This is a genomic window from Streptomyces sp. CA-181903, from assembly GCF_050937075.1.
GTDB lineage: Bacteria > Actinomycetota > Actinomycetes > Streptomycetales > Streptomycetaceae > Streptomyces.
The window spans coordinates 7,451,449-7,457,950 of the sequence record NZ_JBNJLY010000001.1 but is presented as its reverse complement, the minus strand read 5'-3'; the positions used below and the strand labels follow the sequence as shown (position 1 = coordinate 7,457,950).

The 6,502-nt window shown below is 73.3% G+C and carries 3 protein-coding genes and 2 pseudogenes; 2 read left to right on the top strand and 3 right to left on the bottom strand.

Going from position 1 to position 6,502, the window contains the following annotated elements; all coding sequences use genetic code 11:
• Positions 1 to 330 (bottom strand): annotated as a pseudogene (locus tag ACQEVS_RS32865) (hypothetical protein); the annotation flags it as partial.
• 313 nt (positions 331 to 643) lie between these two features.
• Between ACQEVS_RS32865 and ACQEVS_RS32860 the strand changes: the two are divergent.
• Positions 644 to 2,437, top strand: a complete 1,794-nt coding sequence (locus ACQEVS_RS32860) for a hydroxysqualene dehydroxylase (RefSeq protein WP_433027132.1) — start codon at positions 644 to 646, stop codon at positions 2,435 to 2,437.
• A gap of 65 nt (positions 2,438 to 2,502) precedes the next feature.
• Here ACQEVS_RS32860 and ACQEVS_RS32855 read toward each other — a convergent pair whose 3' ends face one another.
• A complete protein-coding gene (locus ACQEVS_RS32855) occupies positions 2,503 to 2,967 on the bottom strand; it encodes a DUF402 domain-containing protein (RefSeq protein WP_433027129.1) in 465 nt (154 codons plus the stop codon).
• 595 nt (positions 2,968 to 3,562) lie between these two features.
• Here ACQEVS_RS32855 and ACQEVS_RS32850 point away from each other — a divergent pair.
• Positions 3,563 to 4,690 (top strand): hypothetical protein, encoded by a 1,128-nt coding sequence (locus ACQEVS_RS32850; protein ID WP_433027126.1) that lies wholly within the window; start codon positions 3,563 to 3,565, stop codon positions 4,688 to 4,690.
• 124 nt (positions 4,691 to 4,814) lie between these two features.
• On the opposite strand, the pseudogene ACQEVS_RS32845 reads toward ACQEVS_RS32850, so the two are convergent.
• Positions 4,815 to 6,316, bottom strand: a pseudogene (locus tag ACQEVS_RS32845) (MFS transporter).
• Positions 6,317 to 6,502 lie beyond the last annotated feature (186 nt).

Genomic DNA, 6,502 nt, shown 5'->3' with positions numbered 1-6,502 from the left:
GTCGTCGATCCTGGCCCGCGGGCCCTCGGGCCCGGGGTCGACCGCTCCGGGGACGAGCAGCGTGTCCACCGCCGCCCCCACCTCGTCCATGCCCAGGTCGGTCACCAGGCGCACCCCCGCCGACGTCGCCACGGCCTCCCCGGCCGGGCCGGGGCCGGCCAGCCGTACCTCGTACGCGGCGCGACCGTCGTACCCGGCACGGCCGTCACACCCGGCACGGCCGCGGCTCTCCCGGTTGGCCAGGGCGAACACCTCGGCCGGGCCGGTGACGTCGAGGAGGTCGACGTCGGGGAAGACCGCGATCACAACGCGGTGGTGCGTCTGGGGCATGCCCCTATCGTCCGGGCCGCGGCGCTGTGGCCGCAATGACGTGCTTCTGTCACATCCGGTCATGGCTGTGCGGTGCGCCGGGGAGCGTACCCCGTCCTGCCTTCCCCCTTGCCCCTTGTCCCTTGCCCCGGCTCCCCTGGTCCCCTGGTCCCCTGGTCCCCTGGACGAAGAAACGCTCATCCCGCAGACATGCCCGCAACAGCCCGTCCGTCGTCCTCACGAGCCCATGACCTGCCGGCGGCCCCGTCGTTGTCCCGGGCATGGGCCATTCGGCGGGGAGCAGCCATTCGGTGGGGAGCGTTCGGTGGGGCACATGAGGAATGCGGTGGAAGCGGGGAGACGGACGCGGCGGGAGTTCCTGGGCGCGGCGGCCGGGGCCGGTGGGGCCGTACTCGTGGGAGCGGGCCGGGCCGGGGCCGCCGGGCGGGCGGGCCCCGGCCGTAGCGTGGCCGTCCTCGGCGGCGGCGTCGCCGGGCTCAGCGCGGCGCAGGAACTCGCGGAACGCGGGTACCTGGTCACGGTGTACGAACGCGAGACCGCGCTCGGCGGCAAGGCGCGCAGCAAGTACGTACCGGGGAGCGGCACCGGAGGCCGCCGTTCCCTGCCGGGCGAGCACGGTTTCCGCTTCTTCCCCGGCTTCTACCGGAACCTCCCCGACACCATGCGGCGCATCCCGCTCCCGGACGGCGGCGGTTCGGTCCACGACAACCTGATGAACGCGACCGACGGCCTGGTGGTGCGCACGGGAGGCCGTCCCGATCTGACGGTCCCCTTCCGTACCCTCCTCGCCCCGCCGGATCCCGCGACGCTGCTGCCGGACGCCCTGCTGCGCAATCTGACCGCGTCGCTGGACACCGTCCTGCACCTGCCGCCCACGGAGGTCGCCTACTTCGCCAACCGGCTGCTGGTGCACCTCACCAGCTGCGAGCGGCGCCGCTTCGGGCAGTGGGAGCGGGTGCCCTGGTGGGACTTCATCCGGGCCGACCGGATGTCGCGGGACTACCGCCATCTCCTCGGCACCGGCATGACCCGCAACCTCGTCGCCATCAAGGCCGAGGTGGCCAGCACCCGTACGGTGGCCCGCATCATCCAGGCGTTCCTCTACAACATCGTGTCCCGGGGCAACGACGGGGAGCCCGACCGCGTCCTCAACGCCCCGACCGACGAGGCGTGGATCACCCCGTGGGTGCGCCACCTGCGCTCCCTCGGGGTCCGTTTCGTCCTGGGCGGCGAGGTCCGGGAGGTGTTGTACGGGGGCGGGCGGGTCACCGGTGTCCGGCTGCGCTCCCCGCTCGGCGGGGCCGAGCGCCGCGTCACCGCCGACCACTACCTCAGCGCGCTGCCCGTCGAGCACGCCCGGGTCACCTGGGGCCCGGAGTTGCGCGCGGCGGACGGGCGGCTCGCCCGCTGCGACCGGCTGCAAACGGACTGGATGGTCGGTGTGCAGTACTTCCTGCGCACCCGTACGCCCATCGTGCACGGGCACACCGATCACATCGACTCGCCCTGGGCCCTCACGACCATCAGCCAGGCCCAGTTCTGGCCCGGCCGCGACTTCCGCGCCGACTACGGCGACGGCCGGGTGGCCGACTGCCTGTCCGTGTGCGTCTCGGAGTGGCGCAAACCGGGGATCCTGTACGGGAAGCCGGCCATCCGCTGCACGCGCGAGGAGGTCGCGCGCGAGGTGTGGGCGCAGCTGAAGGCGGGGCTGAACGACACCGGTCGGCGGGTGCTGGACGACGCGGACGTCCACACCTGGTTCATCGATCCGGCCGTCACCGGTCTGGGCGGCCCGTCGCCGGTCAACCGCGAGCAGCTCTTCATCCACCCGGTGGGCACCTGGTTCGACCGTCCGCCGAGCCGGACGGCGGTGCCGAACTTCTTCCTGGCCGGCGACTACGTGGCCACGGACGTCGATCTGGCGACGATGGAGGGCGCGAACGAGTCGGCGCGCCGCGCGGTCAACGCCCTGCTGGAGGCGGACGGTTCCACGGCGCCACCCTGCCGCGTCTGGCCGCTCTACCGCCCTCCGGAGCTGGAGCCGTTCCACCGTCAGGACCTGGCCCGGTACGAGGCGGGGCGGCCCAACGTGTTCGATCTGGGCTGAGATTGTCGTGCGGCTTCCGCACTGGTGGCGTGTTGCTAGGGGAGGGCCATGCGCGCTGGCCCTCGCTACGCGATGAGACCGAGCCAATGGCGGTACACCGAGGCGAAGGGTTCGAGGACGTCGCCATGGCGACGGCCCGCTTCCATCAACCACTCACAGGTCTGTCGGGCCCTGTCGATGACGTGGTCGGGGTAGCCGTACCGCACTCGGTGTTCGTCGAACTCGTCCTCGTCTTGAATGCGGGCTTCGCCTCCGCGCGGCCGTACGACATCCAGATCGAGGTCCACTGTGTGAAGGACCGTCCCGTCAGCGCTCCACTCGGGCACCGTGCACACGTCGCAGTACATCTCGGGGCCCGGGTCCGCACAGAACGTGGCTGTCCACCACTCATCGCGCGAAACCAGCGTCACGTACGCGAACCGGCTCGTCCGGTCGCCCGTGGCCGAACTGACGGGAACGCCCTGCGCCGTGCCCAACCACACGCCGTGCTCGTCCTCGCCGAGCCGAGTGGCGGCCCACTGCGCGCTCAAGCTGCCGTTGTACTTCCGTATGCGGAACAGCGCCGAGTGGGGGCCGGGCGGCTCCGGCGGCGGAGGCGCCGCCGGAGGTGGCGCGGTGAACGACCCCACTCACTGTCGTCGGGGCCCTCGCCACTCGGACGACGGACCCCATTCCGCCGCCCTCCGGCGGTTCTGCCCGCGCGGGACCCCGGCCGAGAACTGCCGATCAGGCAGCCGCCCCCGCCCATCGGCGATCCGAGCTCTCCCTCTGCCCTGTTCAGAGCGTGTGGCGGCAGGGGCGCGGCGAGCCTTGGCGGACGCCCGGCCGGCTCCGCCCCGAGGCCGAGGCCCTCTCCCGGGGGTGACGGTCGTCCACCACGGTCCGGCCTCCGCCTCGTCCGGGCGATGCGGCACGACCATCGGATGATCCCCTCGTTACCCGACGTGGCAGGCAGCCCGCCTGGCACCGGTGCACACCGGCCCGCTCCGCATCGCGCCGCACGACCGACGCGGTGACCCGCGTTCCCCGGGAAACCGCCGGGGCCGACTCTGCCAGGTCGCCCCTCCGGTGACCTCGAAGCCGCTCACATCCTGAATGGTTCGACCGAGAGAAGGACACGTACCCGTGCAACACCCAAGCCCCCTACGCCACAGCGCGGTACGCGCTCGCGTCACCCTTCGGGCGGCGACCGCCGTGCTCGCCCTGGCCGCTCCGTTGCTGGGTCTGCCCAGCGCGCCCCTCGCCCAGGCCCAGCCCCACGGGCAGGAGGTCTTCAGCACCCCCGGCTCGCACCCCTTCACGCCCCCACCCGGTGTGAGCGAGGTGACCGTCCACCTGTGGGGCGGCGGCGGAGGGGGCGGTGGAGGAGCCGGTGGCGGCGGCGGAGGCGGCGGCCAGGCCGCGCCCTACACCGGTCTGCCCGGCAGCGGAGGAGGAAAGGGCGACACCGGTGCGGGTGGTGGCGGGGGATCAGGGGGCAGCGGCGGCAGTGCCGGCTCCTACCTCGCCTGCACCCTGAAGCTGAAGCCTTCCGGCGCGTACACCGTCCTCGTCGGCGACGGCGGTCCGGCGGGCACGCCCGGAACCGGCGGCCGCGGCGGCGCCCCCGGCACCCGCACCTTCTACGGCCAGAGCGGCGATACGGGCGGTCAGGGCAAGGGCGGTGGTGACGGCCGCCGTGGTCAGCCCACCCGGTTCGGGAAGGCGGGAACGGCCACGCCGCTGGTCAAGGCGCCCGGCGGCGCCCCCGGTCTTCACGGACATCCCGGTGCCGGCGGCCAAGGCGGGCGAAACGGTGCCGAATACAGCGGCAAGGGAAGCAAGGGCGCAGCACGCGGCACCACGTCCCCGGTCGGCTCCTGCCAAGGGGTCCGGAAGATGACGGCGCCCGGCCCCGTGGGCAACGCGGGCGACCCCGGAGACCGGGGCGAGATGGGCGGCCACTACCGAGATGCCGGACGCGGTGGCGGCGGCGGTGTCAACCGGCCCCGCTGCGTGGCGCCCGCCCGGAGCGGCAACGAGCCCTGCACCGTCTCCTGGCCCGGGCTGGGCGGCAAACCGGGGCAGCAGACCACCCCCGACGGGCAGCCCCTCCCCCTGGGCACCGCCATCGGCGGCCTCGGCGGCCAGGGTGGTAGCGGAGGTCACGGCGGCCACGGCCGCGACCGCGCCGCCGGCGACAAGGGAGCAGACGGCCGCACCGCCACCAGGGCCTACCCCGGACGCCCCGGCTACGCCGTCATCACCTGGTAGACCACCAAGTCCCGGCCCGTCACAGGACTTCGACGTCGTGACGGGTGGGGGATCAGCCGAACAAGTGGGCACGGCCCCGGCGGCCCCGTGACCGTCGCCCCCGGTGGTCCGGGCCGCCGGGGGTTCAGGCGACGGTGGTCAGGTGACGGTCGTCGTTCTCCTGGCCGGCCGTGGCGGTGGTGCGGGGGTCGTGGTCGATCAGGAGGGCGGCGATGGCCGCGGCGAGGGTGAGCAGGCCGGCGGCCCACCAGATGGCCGTGGAGTAGCCGTGGACCATCGCTTGAAGGTGCAGGCGTCCGGCCCCGGCGGGGGTGTGGGCGTGGGCGTAGGCGGTGGTGGCACTGGCGGCGATGGTGTTGAGCAGGGCGGTGCCGATGGCCCCGCCGATCTGCTGGGAGGTGTTGACCATCGCGGAGGCGATGCCGGAGTCCTGGGGAGCGATGTTGTGGGTGGCCAGGCTCATGGCGGGCATCATCGCGGTGCCCATGCCGACGCCCATGACGAACATGCCGGGCAGGACGACGGCGGTGTAGGAACTGTCGGGGGTGATCTGGGCGAGGATGACCAGGCCCGCGGCGGCCAGGAGGAAGCCGGGGACGAGCAGCCGTCGGGCGGGGACGCGGGGGCCAGGCGGGAGCCGATCTGGGTGGCGCCGATCATCATGCCGGCCGTCATCGGCAAGAACGCCGCCCCGCACAGCAGCGGGCCGAAGTCCAGGACGGTCTGGAGGTAGAAGGTCAGGAAGAGGAACAGGCCGAACATGCCCACGACCGCGATGCCCAGGGAAAGGAAGGCGCCGCCCCGGTTGCGGTCGAGGACGACGCGCAGCGGCAGCAGCGGTGCCTTCACCCGCCGTTCCACCACCACGAAGACGATCAGCAGGGCCAGGCCGGCGCCGATCAGGGCGAGTGTGGAGGTGGCGCTCCAGCCGTGGGTTCCGGCGCGGGTGAAGCCGTAGACCAGGGTGATCAGGCCGCCGGTGGCCAGCAGGACGCCGGGCACGTCCAGGCGCCGGTGGCCGTGGCGGGTCGTGCGGGGGTCGTGGACGAGCAGGGAGGCGCCGACGGCGGCCGCGGCGGCGAAGAAGATGTTGACCAGCAGGGTCCAGCGCCAGTCGAGGTACTCGGTGAGCACCCCGCCCAGCAGCAGGCCGATCGCCGCGCCGCCGCCGGCGATGGCGCCGTAGACGCCGAACGCCTTGGCACGCTCCTTGGCCTCGGTGAACATCACCGCCAGGAGCGAGAGGGCGGCGGGGGCGAGCAGGGCGCCGAAGACGCCCTGCAGCGCGCGGGCGCCCAGCAGCATGCCGGTGTTCACCGCGGCCCCGCCCAGGGCGGAGGCGGCGGCGAAGCCGATGACGCCGGTGATGAAGGCGCGCTTGCGGCCCCACAGGTCGGCGATGCGCCCGCCGAACAGCAGCAGGCCGCCGAAGGCCAGCGAGTAGGCGGTCACCACCCATTGCCGGCCGGCGTCGGAGAAGCCCAGATCGTGCTGGGCCGAGGGCAGGGCGATGTTCACGATCGTGCCGTCGAGCACGACCATCAGCTGCGCCAGGCAGATGAAGACCAGCGCCTTCCAGCGCCGGGGATCGGCAGGAGCCTGCGCGGCAGGGGTGGGTACGGCCATGAGGGGAGTCCTTCGAACAGTGCGGGGAGGGGGCGGGCCGGCTGTCGGCGACCGCCGGGGCCCGGCCCGGGCGGGCCGGTCCGCCCGGGCCCGCCTCCATGAGATTCGATTTTGGAATCTTTCGATAATCGAATCTAAAGTGGGCGTGCCAGGATGTCAAAACCCGGCCCTCCCGCGGAGGGGCCG

What these genes read in the sequence shown, in the direction of transcription:
- ACQEVS_RS32860 (WP_433027132.1), top strand. Translation starts at nt 644, where the DNA reads ATGAGGAATGCGGTGGAAGCGGGGAGACGGACGCGGCGGGAGTTCCTG.